The organism is Pseudomonas duriflava (assembly GCF_007830155.1).
Classification (GTDB): Bacteria; Pseudomonadota; Gammaproteobacteria; order Pseudomonadales; family Pseudomonadaceae; genus Chryseomonas; species Chryseomonas duriflava.
Genome location: NZ_VLKY01000006.1, coordinates 1 through 19791, shown reverse-complemented (window position 1 = coordinate 19791; position 19791 = coordinate 1). Strand labels below are relative to the sequence as shown.

The following is a 19791-nucleotide window of genomic DNA, read 5'->3' as shown; positions in this document are numbered from 1 at the left end:
CTGATGGCTGCGAGCCTCTTTCTCGGAACTTCTCCATGCGCTTGCCTACTGCTATTCAGCTACATAAAGCATCCAAGACTCTTACCGTACAGTACGACGATGCAACCTTTACGTTGCCAGCCGAGTTCCTTCGCGTGCACTCACCCTCAGCGGAGGTGCAGGGGCACGGTAATCCCGTACTGCAATTTGGCAAGAAGAACGTAGGGATCAGCCAAGTGGAACCTGCCGGCCAATATGCTCTGAAAATCGCTTTTGATGATGGTCACGACAGCGGCCTCTTCACGTGGGATTATTTGTACGAGATGGGTAGGAATCAGGAACAGATGTGGGCCGAGTACCTATTTGCACTGGCCCGGGAAGGCAAGTCACGAGACCCTGACGTTTCAGTCGTCAAACTTATGCTTTGACGCAAGACTGAAAAGCCATCTACCGCGGCAGAAACCGATCTTGATGGCCCTAATTCAATACTCCTGAAGCCTGAGTAGCGTAAGAAAATATGCAGATCAGCTTGGCGTTCAGAATATTCTAACGCTGGTGAGCACGTTTAAGAGTGCCCAGCTTTCTCAGGCCTGAAGGGCTTTATCCAGCTTTTTCTCAATCTCGCGCTCGATCTGGGAGCTCATGGCAGAAAAGAAAAAGCCCAAAGTGGCATCGACACGAACGGTGTCGTCACCTACTTCGATACGCCCATCAACGCCGCTACGGGAAAATTCTAGCGTATCACCCTCCCAACGGCACTCTACCCCGTAATCACGGGTCAGTTTGTCAGCCAGGGCAACGGCCTTGGCACGGGCGTTTTCCCGTCCTAGAGAATGGGAACGTTCAATACGAATTTGTGACATAGAAAAAGGCTCCAAAAATAATTTCGCGACTATAGGCGAGGGCGACATGACCCGCCAAGCCTTTGGCACAATACGTACGGCACCCAATCCAGCAATAGCCTTTTTATCCGATTTTCTAGCGCATGAATCGACATCAGGGCACATTAGCACTGCTAGAATGAGCGTCTATTCAAATGCAGGTGAAGCGTCATGAGCGATCAGCGCAAGGGCCCCGAGGCCGATCCCGTCACCCACTTCGGTTACCAAAGCGTGCCGGAAAGCCAGAAGGCTCATAAAGTCGCCGAGGTTTTTCATTCCGTTGCCGCCAAGTACGATGTGATGAATGATCTGATGTCCATGGGCATCCATCGCCTGTGGAAGCGCTTCACCATCGAGCTGTCAGGTGTGCGCAGCGGCAATCGAGTACTAGATATCGCGGGCGGTACGGGTGATTTGACCAAGCAGTTCTCACGCTTGGTAGGCCCGAGTGGCGAGGTTGTACTGGCCGACATCAACGACTCGATGCTCAAGGTCGGGCGTGACCGCTTATTAGATAAAGGAGTAGCTCACAATGTGCGTTTCGTTCAGGCGGACGCGGAGAAGCTACCTTTTCCCGATAACTATTTTGACTGCGTGACGATTGCCTTTGGTCTGCGCAATGTCACCCACAAGGACGAAGCCATTGCGTCCATGCTCCGTGTACTCAAGCCCGGCGGTCGATTGCTGGTCCTCGAGTTCTCCAAGCCAACCAGTACGTTGCTCTCTAAAGCTTACGACGCGTATTCGTTCAGTTTCCTGCCTCTGATGGGCAAGTTGATTGCCAACGACTCGGCCAGCTATCGTTATCTAGCCGAGTCGATCCGCATGCATCCGGACCAGAATACCCTCAAGGCCATGATGGAAAACGTAGGCTTCGAACGCGTCACTTATCACAATATGACTGGCGGTATCGTAGCCTTGCATCGCGGCATAAAACCCTGATGATTGTCCTAACCCAGGCCGTTCTGGCCGCCTTCGAACGCGGTCTTAATTCAGTGCTCGCTATGGACGCCGTGGCGTTGACACGCCTGGCTGCCCTTCAAGGCACTGTTATTGCTATCGATTGTCCAGCGCCCGCCTTTCGCTTGTTTCTACTGCCAGCAGGCGATGGCCTTCATATTGCTGCTCATCACGAGGCCGATGTCGACTGTACTATACGTGCGCCCATGACGCGCCTGACTCAATTGGCGTTGGCTCAAAACAAAACGGCCATTCTACACAGTGACGACGTCATCCTTGAGGGTGATAGCACTGCATTGATCGAACTCTCTGACATTCTGCAAGGTCTTGAATTGGACTGGGAGTACGAATTGTCCCGCTGGCTTGGCCCCGTTGGTGCCGCGCTGATTGGTCGTTTTGCCCGCAATACGGGCGACTGGACAAAACAAAGCCAAGCCAGCCTGCAGCGGAGCCTGTCTGACTGGCTGGCAGAAGAGAGCCGCACGCTAGTAGGCAGACGTGAAGGTGAAGCACGCTTCGCCGAAATAGATGCTTTGCGCCTGGCTGTCGATCGACTCGAGGCGCGTTTAGAGCGCCTTGCACAACGCAGACGTACCTAACGCATGAAGCTGTTCGCCGCCCTTCGCCGCTTGTTACGCATTTTTCTTGTTGTCATCCGCTACCGCCTGGATGACCTTGTCTATGCACTTCCACTGCCTTGGTATCTACGCCTGACCGGCTATTTCATGCCATGGCGATGGCTGCCACGGCCTCGTAAAAGCTTGCCTCGTGGCGCACGCCTGCGTCTCGCGCTAGAAGGCCTGGGGCCGGTTTTCATCAAGTTCGGACAGATCCTGTCAACACGCCGGGACCTACTGCCCGAAGATGTCGCCAACGAGCTCATGTATTTGCAGGACAAGGTACCTCCCTTCCCTGCCGACCAGGCAGTCGCCTTGATTGAGTCGCAACTAGGTGTTCCTCTCATGCAGGCGTTCAGCCGCTTTGACCGTCAACCGCTGGCCTCGGCATCGGTAGCACAGGTGCATGCAGCACAGTTAAGGACTGGCGAAGAAGTTGTCGTTAAGGTAGTTCGCCCTGGCCTTAAGCCGATCATTGCTCAAGACCTGGCCTGGCTATTCATTTTAGCCCGTCTGGCCGAACGAGTATCGGCCGAGGCCCGCCGTCTGCATCCCGTCGAGGTCGTTACCGATTATGAAAAAACGATTTACGATGAGCTTGATCTACTTCGCGAAGCAGCTAATTCAAGTCAGCTGCGCCGCAACTTTGAAGACTCACCGCTGCTTTACGTACCTCAGGTTTACTGGGACTGGTGCCGTCCTCGAGTATTGGTCATGGAGCGGATCTACGGTATTCCAGTTACCAATATGGCGGCCTTACAGGATCAGCGTACCGACCTAAAACGGTTGGCTGAGCGCGGTGTGGAAATCTTCTTTACCCAGGTTTTCCGGGACAGTTTTTTTCATGCCGACATGCACCCAGGCAATATTTTTGTCAGTACGACTCGTCCCTGGGACCCACAGTACATCGCTGTGGACTGCGGTATCATTGGCAGCCTGACCCCGCAGGACCAGAACTACCTTGCCCGCAATTTGATGGCATTCTTCCAACGCGACTATCGCAAAGTGGCGCAGTTGCACATTGATTCAGGCTGGGTACCGGCGAATACTCAGGTCAACGAGTTCGAGGCAGCGATCCGCACAGTGTGCGAACCCATTTTCGAAAAACCGTTGAAAGACATTTCCTTTGGTCAGTTGCTGCTGCGCCTGTTTCAAGTAGCCCGTCGTTTCAATATGGAAATCCAGCCGCAACTCGTACTCCTGCAAAAAACCTTGTTGAATATCGAAGGACTTGGACGTCAGCTTTATCCGGACCTTGATCTCTGGACAACGGCCAAGCCCTACCTCGAAAAGTGGATGCGTGAACGAATGGGCCCCGTTCAGGTATTGCGTAACATGCAGCAACAGATTGAGCAGATCCCACACCTGGCTCAGATGACTCGTGATACGCTCGAACGCATCACCCACCCCCACCGCAATGATCCTCCGCGCCCCTGGGACAGAAGAGAGAATGCCTGGCTGCCGAAGGTTATTGGCATTGCCTTGCTGGGCGGTGCCTTTCAAACGGGTCTGCAGTCAACTCCAGAAGGTTGGCCAGCCTGGATAATGCTAGTCAGCGGGTTGTATCTGATTATTCGTGGGTAGGCAGTATCGCCAGGTACTGGCAGACTAGACTTCTGAACAAAGCGCCGGGTAAACGATGAAAGACTGGCTTGAAGAAATAGAGTGGAACGCCGACGGGCTGGTACCGGCAATCGCCCAAGACTACCGGACCGGTCGTGTGCTCATGATGGCTTGGATGAACCGTGAGGCCTTGGCTTTGACGGTAGCTGAAAATCGTGCCATTTATTGGTCACGTTCGCGCGGTAAGCTATGGCGCAAGGGCGAAGAGTCAGGGCATATCCAGAAACTTCACGAATTGCGTCTGGACTGTGACGCGGATGTAGTCATCCTCGTGGTTGAGCAGATTGGCGGCATTGCCTGTCATACTGGACGTGAAAGCTGTTTCTATCGCACGTTCGAAAAAGGCCAGTGGGTAACCGTGGAGCCTGTATTGAAAGATCCACATGCTATTTACGTTGCAGGACACGGCCATGAGTGAAACGTTAGACCGGATTGCCGAAGTGCTTGAGTCCCGTAAGGGAGCGGCACCTGAAAGTTCTTATGTGGCCAGCCTGTATCATAAGGGTTTGAACAAAATTCTTGAAAAGGTAGGCGAGGAATCCATAGAAACCATTCTGGCAGCCAAAGATGCAGCCAGTACCGGCGATTCAACCGACCTTATCTACGAAACGGCAGACCTTTGGTTTCATAGCTTGGTCATGTTGGCCGCTCTAGGCCAGCATCCACAGGCGGTACTCGACGAATTGGACCGGCGTTTTGGCCTGTCCGGGCATACTGAAAAGGCAGCCCGCTCTAACTCCTGATTTGATGAGGTAACGTGATGGGAATTTTTGACTGGAAACACTGGATCGTCATTCTGATCGTAGTTGTGCTGGTCTTTGGGACCAAGCGCCTGAAACATCTGGGATCGGACGTAGGCGAAGCGATTAAGGGCTTTCGTAAGGCGGTTAATACCGACGAGGAAGACAAGCCGCAGGATACCAAGCCTGCCCCTCCGCTCAATCAGCCTCATACTATTGACGCGCACCATCACAAGGTCGAAGAGCCTGCCCGTAAGGATTGAGCCCACTTCATGTTTGGTATCGGCTTCAGTGAATTAGTCCTGATTGGCCTAGTAGCCTTGTTGGTACTAGGCCCCGAACGTTTGCCCGGCGCTGCCCGGACGGCGGGTCTATGGATCGGGCGCTTGAAACGCAGCTTTAATACGATCCGCCAGGAAGTCGAGCGGGAAATCGGTGCCGACGAGATACGCCGGCAGCTGCATAACGAAAATCTGCTGTCCTGGGAAAAGCGCGAGAAGCAGACTGACTCGAGCAACACGCCCGCCACTTCTGGTGAAGTAACCACCGGGCCACCGGCTCCTACTGCCGGCCCGACGTTACCGCCCGAACCCAAGGATACGCCCCTTCCTCCGCGAACCCCATGAGCGAACAAAAGCCCGACTATGAAGATCAGGAAATGCCCCTGGTCTCACACTTGACCGAACTGCGCTCGCGCTTGCTGCGTTGCGTGCTGGCTACTTTTCTGATCTTTGCAGGCCTATTTTATTTCGCCCAAAAGATCTATGCCTTCGCTTCGGAACCGATCAGGCGCTTCCTACCGGAAGGAGCCACCATGATATCGACGGATGTTACGTCGCCGTTCCTGGCCCCTTTCAAGCTAACGCTAGTCGTCTCTCTATTTTTGGCCATGCCGGTCATCCTTCATCAGGTATGGAGCTTTATCGCACCGGGTTTGTACAAGCATGAGAAGCGCGTAGCCTTGCCGCTTTTGATTTCCAGCATTCTGCTCTTCTACGCAGGAATGGCCTTTGCGTATTTTCTGGTATTTCCAGTGATCTTCCATTTCTTTTCCAGCATTACGCCTGAAGGCGCGATGATGATGCCGGATCTGAACAGCTATCTGGACTTCATTCTGACCCTATTTTTTGCCTTTGGCTTAGCCTTTGAAATTCCTGTAGCTACTGTTTTATTAATCTGGATAGGTATCGTCGATGTCGCCTATCTTCAGAAGATCCGCCCCTATGTTATCGTCGGCTGTTTTGTAGTGGGCATGATTCTTACACCACCTGACGTACTATCACAGACCATGCTAGCTATCCCCATGTGGCTTCTGTTTGAAGTCGGCTTGGTATTTGGCCGCTTGGTACGTAAACGTGATCCTGATGAGAAAAAAGATACTCAGGAAGATCAGCCCCCTGCGACGCATCCATGAATCTACTTCTGCTTGAAACAGACGATTTTGTCAGCGTTGATGAAGTCGTTCTTCAGGGGCGTCGATTGCAGCATCTCAATGAGGTACATCGCGCAACACAAGGAGATACGCTTCGTGTAGGGCAAGTGAATGGCCGAATGGGCAAAGGACAGGTTATTGAAATCAATGACCGCCATGCCCGCTTGAGTGTAAGCCTCGACCAACTCCCTCCTCCTAAGCTTCCGCTGGCACTGATACTGGCCCTTCCCCGCCCTAAAATGCTTCGGAGAATCCTGCAGAATGTAGCAGCCATGGGGGTTCCTCGCCTCATCTTGCTCAATAGTTATCGAGTAGAGAAAAGCTTCTGGCAAACGCCTTTTTTAGAGCCTGATGCCACACGGGAACAATTGCTTCTTGGGCTGGAACAAGGCCGGGATACCGTATTACCCGAAATCATTATCGAGCAGCGCTTCAAACCCTTCGCCGAAGATCGACTACCAGAGCTTACCTGCGAAACGCTTGGCCTCGTTGGCCACCCCGGTCCCTACGCTGCCTGCCCTCGTGCAGTTACAGGTCCCGTTACACTCGCTATTGGCCCGGAAGGCGGCTGGATTCCCTATGAGATCGAAAAGCTCCAAGAAGCGGGCCTGCAACCAGTCCAGCTCGGTGAGCGTATCTTACGCGTGGAAAATGCCGTGACGGCGCTTTTGGCACGTCTGTTCTGACTTTAGTGAGCTGCTAGCTCTAGATTGACTCTAAGTATGTTGCCTTATCTTATTCTTTTCCCTCAGGCTTCTCTGTAACTCCTCGTAAAACCTTGCCTGCTCATAAAAGCCACGCGGCACGCTATATGCTGAACTCAACAAAGCATGCAGATGCCTTATACGGTGATTACGAGCCCTAAGTTTTAGTCACCGTTTTAGCCTCTAATAAGTCCACTCTTCATATGTCCGATATTAAGTTAACAAGGACATCTTTAAGAAAAACCTGGACCGTCTAAACGCTTCTTTTCTACCAGGATTAACGGAACAAGCAGTTTAGGTTCGCCTGAAAAAAGCGTTTAGATCTACAGTGGTTGTCGCAAGCTAAAGCAAAAAGGCCTGGGTTTAAGCCAGGCCTTTTTGCTAATCCCTTGATCTGACTACCGAGTCGGATTAGGCGTTAATGAGGAGGTAGCAACTGTATTGAGAGCAACGTCCGAATTAGTATGTGCCATAGGCGCTGGCAAAACATGGCGGTAGGCACTTAACCAGCGCTCCCGTATCTCAGCCGACTGCCAAACATGCTGATGCAGACGCGCCATACCCAAGGGATCACTCAAGATTGCCCATTGGGCATCCGAGTGCGCATCAGGGCCGTCTTTCAATACTCGCTCCACACGCAGGCTACGCAACGCCTCCGCCTGGGGTACTACCTTGGCATGTCGTGCTTTGGCCATACCACATGCCAATGCATTAACTAGCGGATCTACCACTGCCTGAAGGAAACCATGGCGCAACAGCGTCTGGTTGTTCTGTTGCAGATATTCCTCCGTAGCCACTAACTCTCGTGGCGGATTGTACTCCTCGGGTATTAGAAACAGCTTCGAGCGACGCGTGGCTAGACCATAGTTGGTCCGGCTGGAAATTACAGAAACAAATGCCGAAAGAATAAGCGAAACAACAATCGGTGAGAGCCACCATAAAAAGCGTGGATCCAACCAAGCGACCCCTGCTGTCCAGATAATACCTAAAAGCATCTGTGAACCATGCCGCCGAAAGGCTTCGCCCCAAGGCGTTGCATCATCATCACGCTGAGGTGAATTCCACTGGACGGACCATCCAAGAAACGCTGCCGTGACGAAAACCGTATGGAAAAGCATGCGCACCGGTGCCAACAGCACCGAGAACAGCATTTCCAAAAGCATGGAACAGAGCAGTTTAAAGCCTCCGCCAAACTCTTTAGCACCCTTAGCCCAAATAAGGATCACACTAAGCAACTTGGGCAGGAACAGTAAAATCAACGTCGTCGAGAACAAGGCGATTGCCTGTTCAGGATGCCACTGCGGCCAAACCGGGAATAACTGGCGTGGCTGAAAAAAGTACTGCGGCTCAAGCAGGGTATGGACTGCCAATAGTGCGGTCGAAAGCACCAGGAACAAGAACCATAGCGGCGCCGACAGGTAAGACATTACCCCTGTCAGGAATACTGCCCGATGCACTGGATGCATACCTTTAACCAAAAACAACCGGAAATTCATCAAATTGCCATGGCACCAGCGGCGATCACGCTTGAGTTCATCCAGCAGGTTAGGAGGTAATTCTTCGTAACTACCAGGCAAGTCATAGGCAATCCATACTCCCCAACCCGCCCGACGCATCAATGCTGCCTCGACAAAATCATGGGAAAGGATCGCTCCGGCAAAAGAACCCTTGCCCGGCAAGGGCGCCAAAGCGCAATGCTCTATGAAGGGCTTGATCCGGATAATTGCGTTATGCCCCCAATAATGGGACTCTCCCAACTGCCAGAAATGCAGTCCAGCGGTGAACAGCGGGCCGTAAACCCGTGTCGCAAACTGCTGAAGACGGGCATAGAGTGTATCCATACCTGAGGCTTTGGGTGCTGTTTGGATAATACCCGCACGTGGATTGGCTTCCATCAGGCGAACCAGACTGGTCAAACACTCACCGCTCATAACGCTATCGGCATCAAGAACCACCATATAGCGATACTGGCTACCCCACCGACGGCAAAAATCATCGATATTGCCGCTTTTACGTTTCACCCGACGGCGACGGCGACGATAGAAAATCTTGCCATACCCCTTTACGGCCTCGCATAACTCAAGCCAGGACTTCTGCTCAGCTACACATTTGTCTGGGTTGTTACTATCGCTAAGAATGAAGAAGTCGAAATGCTCGAGTTGCCCAGTGGCAGCTACGGACTCGTAGGTTGCTCTTAAGCCCGCGAATACACGAGCCACATCTTCATTGGCAATAGGCATTACAAGCGCTGTACGCGCATTGGGCTCAATGGTCTCGTTGCCTATCGTACTGGCAGAAATACTGTACTTGTCACGCCCGCCCAACAACTGCCAGAAGCCCATCAGGGCTGTCCAGAAGCCTGCTGAGACCCAGCAGAACAGTATGGCAAACAACAATAGGATGCTGGTCTGAAGGATATAAGGAAGCACCTGACGGGCAGACTCCAAGAACCCTTGCCCTATTACTTCCTGCAAATCAACTAGCGCCCATCCTTGGTATGGCAAAACGGCTTTCATATACCACGTTGCAACACCCGTCTGTACCAACATCAAGATCAACAGGATGAAGCGGCGGAAAGCACCCACTTTACGCCAGTGAGCGTGAGTGTCGGCCTCCTCATCAGGCGCGATACGCGTTTCTTCTTTACGCCCTAACAGACGATGCCACATCCGCACAACCGGATTGGTACGCCAGGGCTCAGGAAGCATCTGAGAGCGCGTAATAGGCGGCATGGTTTTCAAGGTAACGTGGCCTTGAGCATCCGTCGTCAGCAGTTGACCCTCTTGGATCGCATGCCCCCACCCCATTTTCAGGCGGGTCTCGACAGAATCCAGTGCCGGCTCTGCCGATGCCACGGCAACGCCACCCAATGCCGCATGAAGAGTATCCATGCGGTTATCAGCCAGTGCACGACGATTAACATCCTCGAGCGGTAAGCGCTCGAGGTAGGTTTCGACCGGGTTTACATCGTTTGGGTTATTCATTGGCAGGTAACTGATAGCTCCACGTTTCGGTCAGCGTTTTGTCGCCTTCCACTAACGCCGCGCGCATTTCAACAGGTTTGGTTGGGTCTTTTACTTTCAAGCGCAAGGTTAGACGCCATCCCTTAGTAACAGGGTTGTAGCGAATCGTATTTTCGACCAGCTCACCATTTTCATTGAGGCTTACCTGAGAGGCCACTTGAGTGTTCTCAGGCAGGTTTTTCAATACAGGCCCTGCAAAGTCAATAATGAAGGCTGTGCTGCCGTCCGGCTGACGAATCAGGTTCGGCTGTTTCACATCACCTACAGATAGACGGGTCTGCTGAACCCAGGCGATATCTGGCGAATGTAAGGCTGGCTCGTCCGTAGTGAAATGCAGACGGTAGCTCAAATCGAGAGGCTCGCCTAAAGGCGGTAAGCTCTCGGGTGTCCAGAATGCCACAATGTTATCGTTGGTTTCATCAGGCGTTGGGATCTCAACCAGCTCTACTCGGCCCTTACCCCAATCGCCTTTAGTTTCTACCCAGCCGCTAGGGCGCAAGTCATAGCGATCATCCAGATCCTCATAACGACCAAAGTCGCGGCCACGCTGCAGCAATCCGAAGCCTTTAGGATTCTCGATCTGATAAGTACTGACCGATAGACGCTTCGGATTATTGAGGGGGCGCCAGATCCACTCGCCATTACCGGCATGAATGGCCAGGCCATTGGAATCATGTAATGCGGGGCGATAGTTGATCTGTGGACTGGGCTGATTCGATCCAAAGAGATACATACTGGTCAACGGCGCGATGCCTAGCTTGCCCACATTGTCACGGAGGAAAATCCGAGCCTGCACGTCGACGGTACTGTCACTGCCGGGAGTTACGACCAACCGGTAAGCGCCCGTTGCACGAGGGGAGTCCAGAAGAGCATAGATGACTAGATTTCGGCGATCAGGCTGCGGATGCTCGATCCAGAACTCTCGAAAGCGTGGAAACTCCTCCCCAGAAGGCAGCGCTGTATCAATAGCCAGACCACGTGCCGACAGCCCATAGACTTGATCGCGACCGATGACCCGGAAGTAGCTGGCACCCAGCAGGGTCATCAACTCATCCTGTTTGTCTGGCTTGTTAAGCGGGTACATAACACGGAAACCGGCAAAACCGAGATCCTTGAGTGCGGCCTCATCCAACGTAAGATCGCCGAAGTTAAAAAACGAGGGGTCATACTTGATTTCATGAACACCCGTTGCCGTAACCTCATTGAGCTTGACCGGCACGTCGAAATGCATGCCTTGATGGTAGAAATTCAACTCGAACGGCGTTTTCTCGCCAGCCCAGTAGGCTTTGTCCTGGCGAAATTGAATCTTTTGGTAATCCGCGAACTTCATGTCTCGGAAGACGGCCGGCAGATTGCTCTTGGGCGCAACGAACTTCTGCTCGGCCAAGCTTTTGGCCTGTGCTGATACATCATCGAGGCTGAACGCCCAAGCCTTGGCTCCAAACATGGCCATAAGGGCCGTGAAGCTCAGTACAATGGCTTTAGCCTTACCTGGCTTAGAATTAATTTTCAAAAACAACGCAGCCCCCTTAATCAGCGTACAAATACGTTGAATGACCGCATGGCCATTACGGATAAGCAATTCTCGGACTGACGAGCTCGAGAATGATTCCGCGCAAGTCGTGCCCGTCCACTCAAACTGCGCAATCATAGACACTTCAGGAAATCCTGTAAGAGTCTCTTGCTTAAATAGACAATAAAAATGTTACTGGGCCATCATTGGTCAGCGAAACCTGCATATCGGCTCCAAATTGTCCGGTTGCTACATCAGCGTGGCGATACCGTGCCAAGCCAACCAAATATTCAAACAACGCGGCGCCTTGAGCTGGCGGTGCTGCAGTAGAGAAGCTGGGACGCATCCCACTTTGGGTGTCGGCTACTAAAGTAAATTGAGACACCAAGAGCAATCCGCCGCCTACATCACTCAGCGAACGGTTCATACGCCCGGCTTCGTCGCTGAAGATGCGATAGTTTAGTAGCTTGTGCAGCATACGCTCGCTGATTGACTCATCATCGTGGGGTTCTACACCAATTAAGGCCAGCAGCCCTGGGCCAATAGCCCCTATGGTATGCCCCTCGACATCGACACGTGCCTCAGTGACACGTTGGATCAACGCTTTCATTCGGCCTCCGGCGGTAGGTCGAGCAGTTGCCGCCCTATCCTATCAGTTGCGCGCACGAGAGCATCACAGATCCCCGGCTCCCCTGCTGCATGACCGGCGTCCCGAATGATCTGCAACTCACTGTTTGGCCAAGCCTTATGCAGCGCCCAAGCATTTTCGAGCGGGCAGATCACATCGTAGCGACCATGGACAATGACCCCGGGAATATGGGCGATCTTATCCATATCTCTTAAGAGCTGGTTCGGCTCTAGAAACGCATTATTGACAAAATAGTGACACTCGATCCGGGCAATGGACAAAGCATGCTCGGTGAAGCGCTCCACAACATCGGAACTCGGTCGCAACGTGGCCGTACGTCCTTCCCAGCATGACCATGCCTTAGCCGCGCCCATCTGGGCGATCTCGTCATAACTGGTCAAACGCTTGTAGTAAGCCTGAATCAGGTTGTCTCGCTCATTCTCTGGAATCGGCGCAACATAGTCCTGCCAATAGTCAGGAAACAGGCGGCTGGCACCTTCCTGATAGAACCACTGAAACTCTTCGGGACGACAGAGGAATATGCCTCTCAGGATCAAGGCATGAACCCGCTCAGGGTAAGTCTGGGCGTAAGCCAACGACAATGTAGAACCCCAGGACCCACCAAAGACCACCCATTTATCAATGCCTAACTCGCTTCGGATACGTTCCATATCCGCGACCAGATCCCAGGTTGTATTCTTTTCAAGGCTGGCATAAGGCGTTGAGCGACCACATCCGCGCTGGTCGAACGTGACGATACGATACAAGCTCGGATCAAAAAATCTTCGACTTAGCCCATCGCAGCCGGCCCCTGGGCCACCGTGCACGAAAAGCACCGGAACCCCATCAGGCGAACCGCTTTCGTCAACATACAGCGTATGAGGCTCTTCTACTGCGAGCTCGTGTCGGGCATAGGGCTTAATTTCCGGATAGAGGCTGTGCATTAAACTTCCCCTCAAGCTTGCTTGGATGGCGACTTTGTCGTCTTATGGACCGGTTCTACCCATCATAGCGCTAACCACTTATTGAAAAGGAATTCTCTCAATGCGTTTTAACATTTTTCCACTCTTATTCCTGCTGTCCTTTCTTTTTCTTTCCGGTTGCCAGGACGACCCTCAGGCAGCGCTCGACAAAGCTGTCGAGCAATTGCAGGCTAATCTGGAAGCTAAGAAAACCAGCGCTGTATTCGACCAGCTACATCCCCAGTTTCTAGCTCAGCAGATGAACGACCGGCAATGGGCGCGCCAGACCATGACAGGATTGTTCCTGCGCTATCGTCAAATAAAAATCCTAGCCTTTAGCAAGAACAGTCAGCTCGACCCAACCTATACGAACAAGGGCTATACCGATGCCGATGTTGGCTTGGCAGGTGCGGAAGGCTTGATTCCCGACGCAGCACGTCACTACCGAGTCAGAATGGAGTGGTGGAGAGAAGGAGGCGACTGGAAACTAGCGCGCCTGGACTGGCAATGACACTCTAAGGGTTACCCTCTATTGCTAGCCTGCCTCGGGAGTTCAACATGCCACTAGCCACCCCCGTTCACCTGTTGATCATCGACCCTCAAAATGACTTTTGCGATATTTCCGGTGCCAGTTTGCCTGTACCTGGCGCGACGGATGATCTACGTCGCGTTGCAGAACTTATTGGTCGACTGGGGAGCCGCCTCGATGTCATACATGTAACGCTTGACTCACATCATCCATTGCATATTGCCCACCCAAACTGGTGGCATGATGAGGCGGGCTTATCACCTTCTCCATTCACAGTGATCAGCCTGAATGATCTCAAACAGGGCCGCTGGAGCGCTCGTGACCCAGGACAACACTCCCATAGCCTGGACTACCTCACGAGACTAGCCGAAGGCGGACGCTACCAACTGACGATCTGGCCAGAACACTGCTTGATCGGTAGCTGGGGACACAATGTGCAAGCCGACCTACTCGATGCCTTGCATATCTGGGGTCGAGAGCAACTCAAGGCGGTAGACTTCATTGCCAAGGGAAGCAATCCTGGAACCGAACATTACTCAGCGATCCGCGCGGAAGTAATCGACCCAAACGACCCTGGCACTCAAACCAACCTCACTTTACTAAAACGTTTGGCAGCAGCAGGAACCATCCTGATCGCTGGCGAAGCCCTCTCGCATTGTGTAGCCGGAACGGTAAGAGACATTGCAAGCCATCTAGGTGACGATGCCTTGCATAAGCTGGTTTTGCTGTGCGATTGCAGTCATGCGGTACCAGGTTTCGAAGCGCTAGGGCAACAGTTTCTGGCCGAGATGAAAGCACGTGGAGTGCGACTACTGACTCATGACAGCATAGAGTAAATCGTGGTCAGGCCCGAACGGTCTGACCACGACGAAACCGTAGTTAATCAATTGCGTATAGACCGGTATAAACGGCCGAGGAAATCTGATTAAGATGAATCATGAAGCGCGCTACAGCATTAGTAGCATCTTCCGGTAACGGCAAACGCTCTACACCCAACGCATGAATCTGGAAGATATAGCGGTGCGCCTTGTCGCCCTTAGGCGGTGCAGCACCACCAAAACCTACTGTACCGTAGTCATTCCGTACCTGGATGGCATCTGCGGGAAGCAGTCTGCCATCCGCACTACCTGCGCCCTCCTGTAACTCACGAACGTCGGCTGGGATATTAGCTACAACCCAATGCCAGAAACCACTGCCTGTCGGCGCATCCGGATCATAAACGGTCAGAGCGAAACTCTTGGTTCCAGCAGGCGGATTTTCCCATCTCAACGCTGGCGAAACGTTTTCACCCGATGCACCGAATGCCTCTACATCAAACTCCTGACGCTTGGTCATAAATCCGTTATCAGCAAACGCCTCGGTCCATAGGCGGAAATCTGTATTGATCATGTTTATCTCCATGCTCATTGGGAGGAGGTTTCTCCTCTCCAAACCAGTTTAGCCGTGTCATAGCCCTTCTCATGCGCGATACGCAGCAAGGTATCACGCGGAGCAGCCATCACATTAGGCTGGCGCGCCAGTAGCCAAAGGTACTTTCTGTCTGGGCTACCCACCAAGGCCGTCTGATAGTCCGGATCCACATAAAGAACCCAGTAAGGCCCTTTAGCTACGTTGGGTAAGACTCCACTAAACCATGTATCGAAGCGCACCTCCAGGCGGTCAGTCACTCCAGGAGCAATAGGCGCTGCTATACCTGTTGCCTCGTCCCACTCACCTGAGCGCGTCTGGCAGCGATTAAGCACGTCAATGCGGCCATCGCTTCGCAAACGATAATGCGCTTCCGACTCGACACAGTTGCGCTGGAAGAACATAGGGAGGCGCGCCCACTCATACCAAGTGCCCTGGTAGCGATCAAGATCCAAAGCCCCCACTGTGGCAGGCGGTGCAGACGTCTTGGACGCACTGGCACACGCAGCCAGAAGACCTACCGCCCCGGCTAAGAACAACCATTTAGTAGATGCCTTCATCGCAACCCCTGTCCTGCATACATGACGACTTTATCGTTGACGTATTGGACACTGATAAATGAATTCTTATCTCCCCAAGTACAACTCGACAAGCCCAACGCTCCTGAGCAGTCGGCCGGTTTACCCAGTATCTCTTCAACTTCGGTCTTGCTCTGACCGGCTTTGAGCCGATTGTAGTTCTCCTGGGTAATCTTGCTGCATGCCACCATGAACAGACAGCAGATACCAATGACAAATATACGAAACGTCATTCCTGACTCCTTATCGGACAAAGCAGCCCCTACCAGAGCGGGTACTTACCTGACCTTAACAATTTCCTTCCCGGTACCGACTGCTATTACGGCCATGGGATATCTTCTGGCGACTCGTTAGAGCCTGTCCACCTTTCGGCGTTTCGTTGACCCGCGGAAATAAAAAACCCCGCCTAAGCGGGGTTCCGATTTATATCTAACTTATGCGGCGATACGTCCTTTGAGCTTGTTCATGGCATTTTTTTCAAGCTGCCGAATACGCTCGGCCGATACGTTGTATTTAGCCGCCAATTCATGCAGCGTCGCCTTTTCCTCGGCCAGCCAGCGTTGATACAAAATATCGCGGCTACGCTCATCCAGGCCTTCTAAGGCTTCATGTAGGTTAGCCGTAGAGTTATCGGTCCAGTCCGACTCCTCCAATTGACGAGCCGGATCGTAACGATTGTCCTCTAGGTATTGGGCCGGAGATTGAAAGGCTGCATCATCGTCGGCGTCAGAAGCCGGGTCAAATGCCATGTCCTGGCCAGTCAGGCGGCTCTCCATCTCACGGACCTCACGTGGCTCGACACCCAGACTAGCCGCAACCGCATGTACTTCGTCATTGTTCAGCCAAGCCAAACGCTTTTTCTGGCTGCGCAGGTTGAAAAACAATTTACGCTGAGCTTTGGTAGTAGCCACTTTCACAATGCGCCAGTTACGCAAGATAAACTCATGGATCTCAGCTTTGATCCAGTGAACGGCAAAGGAAACCAGACGCACACCCATTTCCGGGTTAAAGCGTTTCACAGCCTTCATCAGGCCAACGTTGCCTTCCTGAATCAGATCGGCTTGCGCCAGACCATAGCCTGAATAACTCTTGGCAATGTGTACGACAAAACGCAGGTGCGCGAGCACCATTTGCCGCGCCGCCTCTAAATCCTGATGATAAAAGAGGCGTTCGGCCAGTTCGCGCTCCCGCTCCGGGGTCAGCATGGGAATACTGTTGACCGAGTGGACATAGGCTTCCAGGCTCGCGCCGGGAACCAATGTTGGAACAGGTTGCAGAGAATTGGTCATGCGAATCCTCCGATTCACTTATGCACAGGGCAGTGTATCACTGAAGAATCAGACATAAAATAGGGCTTACAGTTCCCTAAAAATTAACTTTTCACCTTTTAAATCAACGAGTTGGATATTAATTATCAATCGAATTGATAGTCCACAGTGAACAATTACAAGAGCTTTTTATTAAGTTAAAACTCAGGTTTTAGCGGGGCGCCAGCTCTCTTAAATGACGAGCAACTGCCAGCCAGGCACCAATGTAGCCCAGCAATATTGCACCAATGAGTAACTGCATACCCTCATCGAACGAAACGCCCGCCAAGGCGAAATCGCTCCCGTAAAGTCCGGCCAAATCAATAACAGCTTCATTCAGCCAGTCAAGGCCGAACGCTAGCAACCCCCAGGCGGCTACACCTGCACCGACACCATAAAGGGCCCCCATATATAAAAAGGGACGCCGTACGTAACCGTCCGTACCGCCTACCAGTTTTATGACCTCGATTTCGGTTCTTCGGTTTTCAATTGCCAGACGAATTGTATTACCAATCACCAGAAGCAATGCCACGATCAATATGACCGTCAGCCCAAAAACGAAGCGTTCACCCAACTTCAGGATGGCTGTGAGCCGTTCCACCCATTGCATATCCAACTGCACTTGCTGTACGCCAGGCAATTCAGCCAATTGGCTGCGCAGCATATCCAAACGTCCTTTGTCGATTTCACGTGGAGTCACGGAAATGACTGAAGGCAATGGATTTTCCGGTAACTCTTTTAGCGCCTCGCCCAGCCCAGCCTGCTGCTGCAGTTCCTGCAAGGCTTCGTCTCGCCCAATCCAGCGGACATTGACAACATCAGGCAGTGCAGTAATCTGCTCCTGCAACTGCTTGCCCTGCTCTTCTTGAATATTCAAATCCAGAAATACTGAGATTTGCGCTGCCCGTTGCCAAGAACCACCTAGCCGCTCAACATTGCTGAGCAGTAGCGAAACGCCCATGGGAAGCGCCAAAGCAATTCCCATCACCAAGCACGTCAAAAAGCTGCCGATTGGTTGCCGAGCCATACGCCACAAGCTGTCGCGAAGACCGGTACGATGAGCCTCGAAATAGGCATGCAGCGGACTGCGCCAATCCCTCGTGGGCTTAGCAGGCTTGCTGTGTTTAGGACGTTGCGGCTTTTCACCTTGCACTTCGCCCCGTGGAAGCTCCTTGGCGCTCATGTAGGACTCTCCTCGTCACCGATCAACCGGCCGCGTTGCAAAGTCAGCATGCGATGACGCAAACGGGCAATAAGAGCATGGTCATGACTGGCGATCAGCACGGTCGTGCCTAGACTGTTAATGTCTTCAAATACACCCATGATTTCCGAGGCTAGCCGCGGATCGAGATTACCCGTTGGCTCGTCTGCGAGAAGTAATGCTGGGCGGTGCACCACTGCGCGGGCGATACCGACACGCTGCTGCTGCCCTGTAGACAAATCGGCCGGATAGTCATCGATCTTATCCTTCAAGCTGACACGCTCGAGCGCAGCCGTAACCCGCTTGGCGATATCTACCTTCGACAAGCCGAGGATTTGCAGCGGCAGGGCTACATTGTCGAATACCGTACGATCAAATAACAGTTGGTGATTTTGGAACACTACGCCAATCTGCCGGCGCAAAAAGGGGATCTGCGCATTGCTGATCCGCGAGATATCCTGCCCCGCCAGGGCCAGCTTACCGCTGGTGGGGCGCTCCATCGCCAGGATCAGGCGCATCAAGGTACTTTTGCCAGCGCCTGAATGCCCAGTAATGAACAATATCTCGCCTCGCTCTGCACGGAACGACAATTCATGCAAGCCAATGTGACCGTTCGGGTACCGTTTGCTGACCCGATCGAAAAGAATCATGTCGTCTCCCGCTCCGCAAACAGAGCTTGTACAAATGCCTTGGCTTCGAATTCGCGCAAATCGTCGATCCCCTCACCAACACCGATATAACGAATCGGAATACTCATTTGCTTGGCGAGAGCAAAGATAACGCCGCCTTTGGCCGTGCCGTCGAGTTTGGTTAGCGCCAAACCGGACAACGGTACGGACGCATGAAACTGCTTCGCCTGATTCAAGGCGTTTTGACCAGTACCGGCATCAAGTACGAGCAGGGTTTCATGAGGAGCGGATTCATCAAGTTTGCCTATTACGCGGCGCACCTTGCGTAGCTCTTCCATAAGGTTGTCTTTGGTATGCAAGCGACCTGCCGTGTCGGCGATTAGCACATCAATACCGCGGGACTTGGCCGCCTGAACAGCATCAAAGATGACCGAGGCCGAGTCTGCTCCTGTATGTTGAGCGATGACCGGAATACGATTGCGCTCGCCCCAGACTTGTAATTGCTCAACAGCCGCGGCACGGAAGGTATCGCCTGCAGCCAGCATGACCTTCTTACCCTCAAGCTGTAGTTTCTTGGCCAGCTTGCCGATGGTAGTGGTTTTGCCAACTCCATTGACACCTACAACCAGAATGACAAAGGGTGCTTGTCCCTTGCCGATAACCAACGGCTGCTCGACCGGCACGAGCAGGCCGGTTAACTCTTCCTGTAATGCACGGTAAAGCGCCTCGCTGTCAGCCAATTGCTTACGAGCTACCCGCTGAGTGAGGTTACGCATGATCGTCGTAGTGGCTTCGACCCCTACATCTGCTGTCAGGAGACGGGTTTCCAGCTCATCCAGCAAATCATCATCGATGGCCTTCTTGCCCAGGAACAGGCTGGCCATGCCTTCGCCAATACTGCTACTGGTTTTGCTCAGCCCTTGCTTTAGCCGAGCAAAAAACCCCAACTTGGCTGGCTCAGGTGCAGCAGCTGCTACAACTGCCTCTGGCTCTGGCTCTGGCTCTGGCTCTGGCTCTGGCTCTGGCTCTGGCTCTGGCTCTGGCTCTGGCTCTGGCTCTGGCTCTGGCTCTGGCTCTG

The 19791-nt window shown here is 52.8% G+C and carries 24 protein-coding genes; 12 read left to right on the top strand and 12 right to left on the bottom strand.

Features of this window, described 5'->3' with window-relative positions; genetic code table 11:
• The first annotated feature begins 35 nt into the window (after positions 1–35).
• Positions 36–407: a gamma-butyrobetaine hydroxylase family protein gene (locus IQ22_RS09875; protein WP_145141246.1), complete on the top strand. Its 372-nt coding sequence runs from the start codon at positions 36–38 to the stop codon at positions 405–407.
• Positions 408–563: 156 nt separating this feature from the next.
• On the opposite strand, the gene IQ22_RS09870 is transcribed toward IQ22_RS09875, so the two are convergent.
• Entirely contained in the window at positions 564–842 is a 279-nt protein-coding gene (locus tag IQ22_RS09870; RefSeq protein ID WP_145141244.1) for a polyhydroxyalkanoic acid system family protein, read from the bottom strand.
• A 189-nt stretch (positions 843–1031) separates the two neighbouring features.
• Here IQ22_RS09870 and ubiE point away from each other — a divergent pair, with 189 nt between their 5' ends.
• Genes ubiE through IQ22_RS09825 form a run of 9 tightly spaced genes read left to right on the top strand, consistent with a single transcriptional unit; the run spans position 1032 to position 6918 of the window.
• On the top strand, positions 1032–1802 hold the full coding sequence (gene ubiE / locus IQ22_RS09865; protein WP_145141242.1) for a bifunctional demethylmenaquinone methyltransferase/2-methoxy-6-polyprenyl-1,4-benzoquinol methylase UbiE: 771 nt from the start codon (positions 1032–1034) through the stop codon (positions 1800–1802).
• A complete protein-coding gene (locus tag IQ22_RS09860) occupies positions 1802–2419 on the top strand; it encodes a ubiquinone biosynthesis accessory factor UbiJ (protein ID WP_145141240.1) in 618 nt (205 codons plus the stop codon). The genes ubiE and IQ22_RS09860 overlap by 1 nt, the downstream gene beginning before the upstream one ends.
• Positions 2420–2422: 3 nt before the next feature.
• The gene (gene ubiB / locus IQ22_RS09855; RefSeq protein WP_145141238.1) at positions 2423–4021 is read left to right on the top strand and encodes a ubiquinone biosynthesis regulatory protein kinase UbiB; all 1599 of its coding nucleotides are present in this window, start codon (positions 2423–2425) and stop codon (positions 4019–4021) included.
• A gap of 55 nt (positions 4022–4076) precedes the next feature.
• A complete protein-coding gene (gene hisI / locus IQ22_RS09850; protein WP_145141236.1) occupies positions 4077–4478 on the top strand; it encodes a phosphoribosyl-AMP cyclohydrolase in 402 nt (133 codons plus the stop codon).
• Positions 4471–4803 (top strand): phosphoribosyl-ATP diphosphatase, encoded by a 333-nt coding sequence (locus tag IQ22_RS09845; protein WP_145141234.1) that lies wholly within the window; start codon positions 4471–4473, stop codon positions 4801–4803. Before hisI ends, IQ22_RS09845 begins: the two co-directional genes overlap by 8 nt.
• Before the next feature lie 17 nt (positions 4804–4820).
• Complete coding sequence (locus IQ22_RS09840) at positions 4821–5063, top strand: twin-arginine translocase TatA/TatE family subunit (protein WP_145141232.1); 243 nt, start codon at positions 4821–4823, stop codon at positions 5061–5063.
• A 9-nt stretch (positions 5064–5072) separates the two neighbouring features.
• The gene (gene tatB / locus IQ22_RS09835; RefSeq protein ID WP_145141230.1) at positions 5073–5426 is read left to right on the top strand and encodes a Sec-independent protein translocase protein TatB; all 354 of its coding nucleotides are present in this window, start codon (positions 5073–5075) and stop codon (positions 5424–5426) included.
• Positions 5423–6214 (top strand): twin-arginine translocase subunit TatC, encoded by a 792-nt coding sequence (gene tatC / locus IQ22_RS09830; protein ID WP_145141229.1) that lies wholly within the window; start codon positions 5423–5425, stop codon positions 6212–6214. The genes tatB and tatC overlap by 4 nt, the downstream gene beginning before the upstream one ends.
• Positions 6211–6918, top strand: a complete 708-nt coding sequence (locus tag IQ22_RS09825; RefSeq protein WP_145141227.1) for a 16S rRNA (uracil(1498)-N(3))-methyltransferase — start codon at positions 6211–6213, stop codon at positions 6916–6918. Before tatC ends, IQ22_RS09825 begins: the two co-directional genes overlap by 4 nt.
• Before the next feature lie 416 nt (positions 6919–7334).
• Here IQ22_RS09825 and mdoH read toward each other — a convergent pair whose 3' ends face one another.
• The 4 genes from mdoH to pip form a co-directional block, all read right to left on the bottom strand.
• A complete protein-coding gene (mdoH, locus tag IQ22_RS09820) occupies positions 7335–9920 on the bottom strand; it encodes a glucans biosynthesis glucosyltransferase MdoH (protein WP_145141225.1) in 2586 nt (861 codons plus the stop codon).
• Entirely contained in the window at positions 9913–11406 is a 1494-nt protein-coding gene (locus IQ22_RS09815) for a glucan biosynthesis protein G (RefSeq protein WP_425298856.1), read from the bottom strand. The genes mdoH and IQ22_RS09815 overlap by 8 nt, the downstream gene beginning before the upstream one ends.
• A gap of 238 nt (positions 11407–11644) precedes the next feature.
• Positions 11645–12082 carry a D-aminoacyl-tRNA deacylase gene (gene dtd, locus IQ22_RS09810; RefSeq protein ID WP_145141223.1) on the bottom strand — a complete coding sequence of 146 codons (438 nt, stop codon included), beginning with the start codon at positions 12080–12082 and terminating at the stop codon, positions 11645–11647.
• On the bottom strand, positions 12079–13044 hold the full coding sequence (gene pip, locus IQ22_RS09805; RefSeq protein WP_145141221.1) for a prolyl aminopeptidase: 966 nt from the start codon (positions 13042–13044) through the stop codon (positions 12079–12081). Before pip ends, dtd begins: the two co-directional genes overlap by 4 nt.
• 100 nt (positions 13045–13144) lie before the next feature.
• On the opposite strand from pip, the gene IQ22_RS09800 reads away from it, so the two are divergent.
• Positions 13145–13573: a hypothetical protein gene (locus tag IQ22_RS09800; protein ID WP_145141219.1), complete on the top strand. Its 429-nt coding sequence runs from the start codon at positions 13145–13147 to the stop codon at positions 13571–13573.
• 47 nt (positions 13574–13620) lie between these two features.
• Complete coding sequence (locus IQ22_RS09795) at positions 13621–14427, top strand: cysteine hydrolase family protein (protein WP_145141217.1); 807 nt, start codon at positions 13621–13623, stop codon at positions 14425–14427.
• 43 nt (positions 14428–14470) lie between these two features.
• On the opposite strand, the gene IQ22_RS09790 is transcribed toward IQ22_RS09795, so the two are convergent.
• The 7 genes from IQ22_RS09790 to ftsY all read right to left on the bottom strand — a co-directional run.
• On the bottom strand, positions 14471–14980 hold the full coding sequence (locus tag IQ22_RS09790; RefSeq protein WP_145141215.1) for a YbhB/YbcL family Raf kinase inhibitor-like protein: 510 nt from the start codon (positions 14978–14980) through the stop codon (positions 14471–14473).
• 14 nt (positions 14981–14994) lie between these two features.
• The gene (locus tag IQ22_RS09785; protein WP_145141213.1) at positions 14995–15558 is read right to left on the bottom strand and encodes a lipocalin family protein; all 564 of its coding nucleotides are present in this window, start codon (positions 15556–15558) and stop codon (positions 14995–14997) included.
• Positions 15555–15809, bottom strand: coding sequence for a hypothetical protein (locus tag IQ22_RS09780; RefSeq protein WP_145141211.1), 255 nt, complete (start codon positions 15807–15809; stop codon positions 15555–15557). Before IQ22_RS09780 ends, IQ22_RS09785 begins: the two co-directional genes overlap by 4 nt.
• A gap of 201 nt (positions 15810–16010) precedes the next feature.
• The gene (gene rpoH / locus IQ22_RS09775; RefSeq protein ID WP_145141209.1) at positions 16011–16865 is read right to left on the bottom strand and encodes an RNA polymerase sigma factor RpoH; all 855 of its coding nucleotides are present in this window, start codon (positions 16863–16865) and stop codon (positions 16011–16013) included.
• Positions 16866–17055: 190 nt separating this feature from the next.
• The gene (gene ftsX / locus IQ22_RS09770; protein WP_145141207.1) at positions 17056–18066 is read right to left on the bottom strand and encodes a permease-like cell division protein FtsX; all 1011 of its coding nucleotides are present in this window, start codon (positions 18064–18066) and stop codon (positions 17056–17058) included.
• Positions 18063–18734 (bottom strand): cell division ATP-binding protein FtsE, encoded by a 672-nt coding sequence (gene ftsE, locus IQ22_RS09765; RefSeq protein WP_145141205.1) that lies wholly within the window; start codon positions 18732–18734, stop codon positions 18063–18065. Before ftsE ends, ftsX begins: the two co-directional genes overlap by 4 nt.
• A partial coding sequence (gene ftsY, locus IQ22_RS09760; RefSeq protein ID WP_145141203.1) for a signal recognition particle-docking protein FtsY occupies positions 18731–19791 on the bottom strand: 1061 nt, incomplete at its 5' end. The genes ftsY and ftsE, both read right to left, overlap by 4 nt.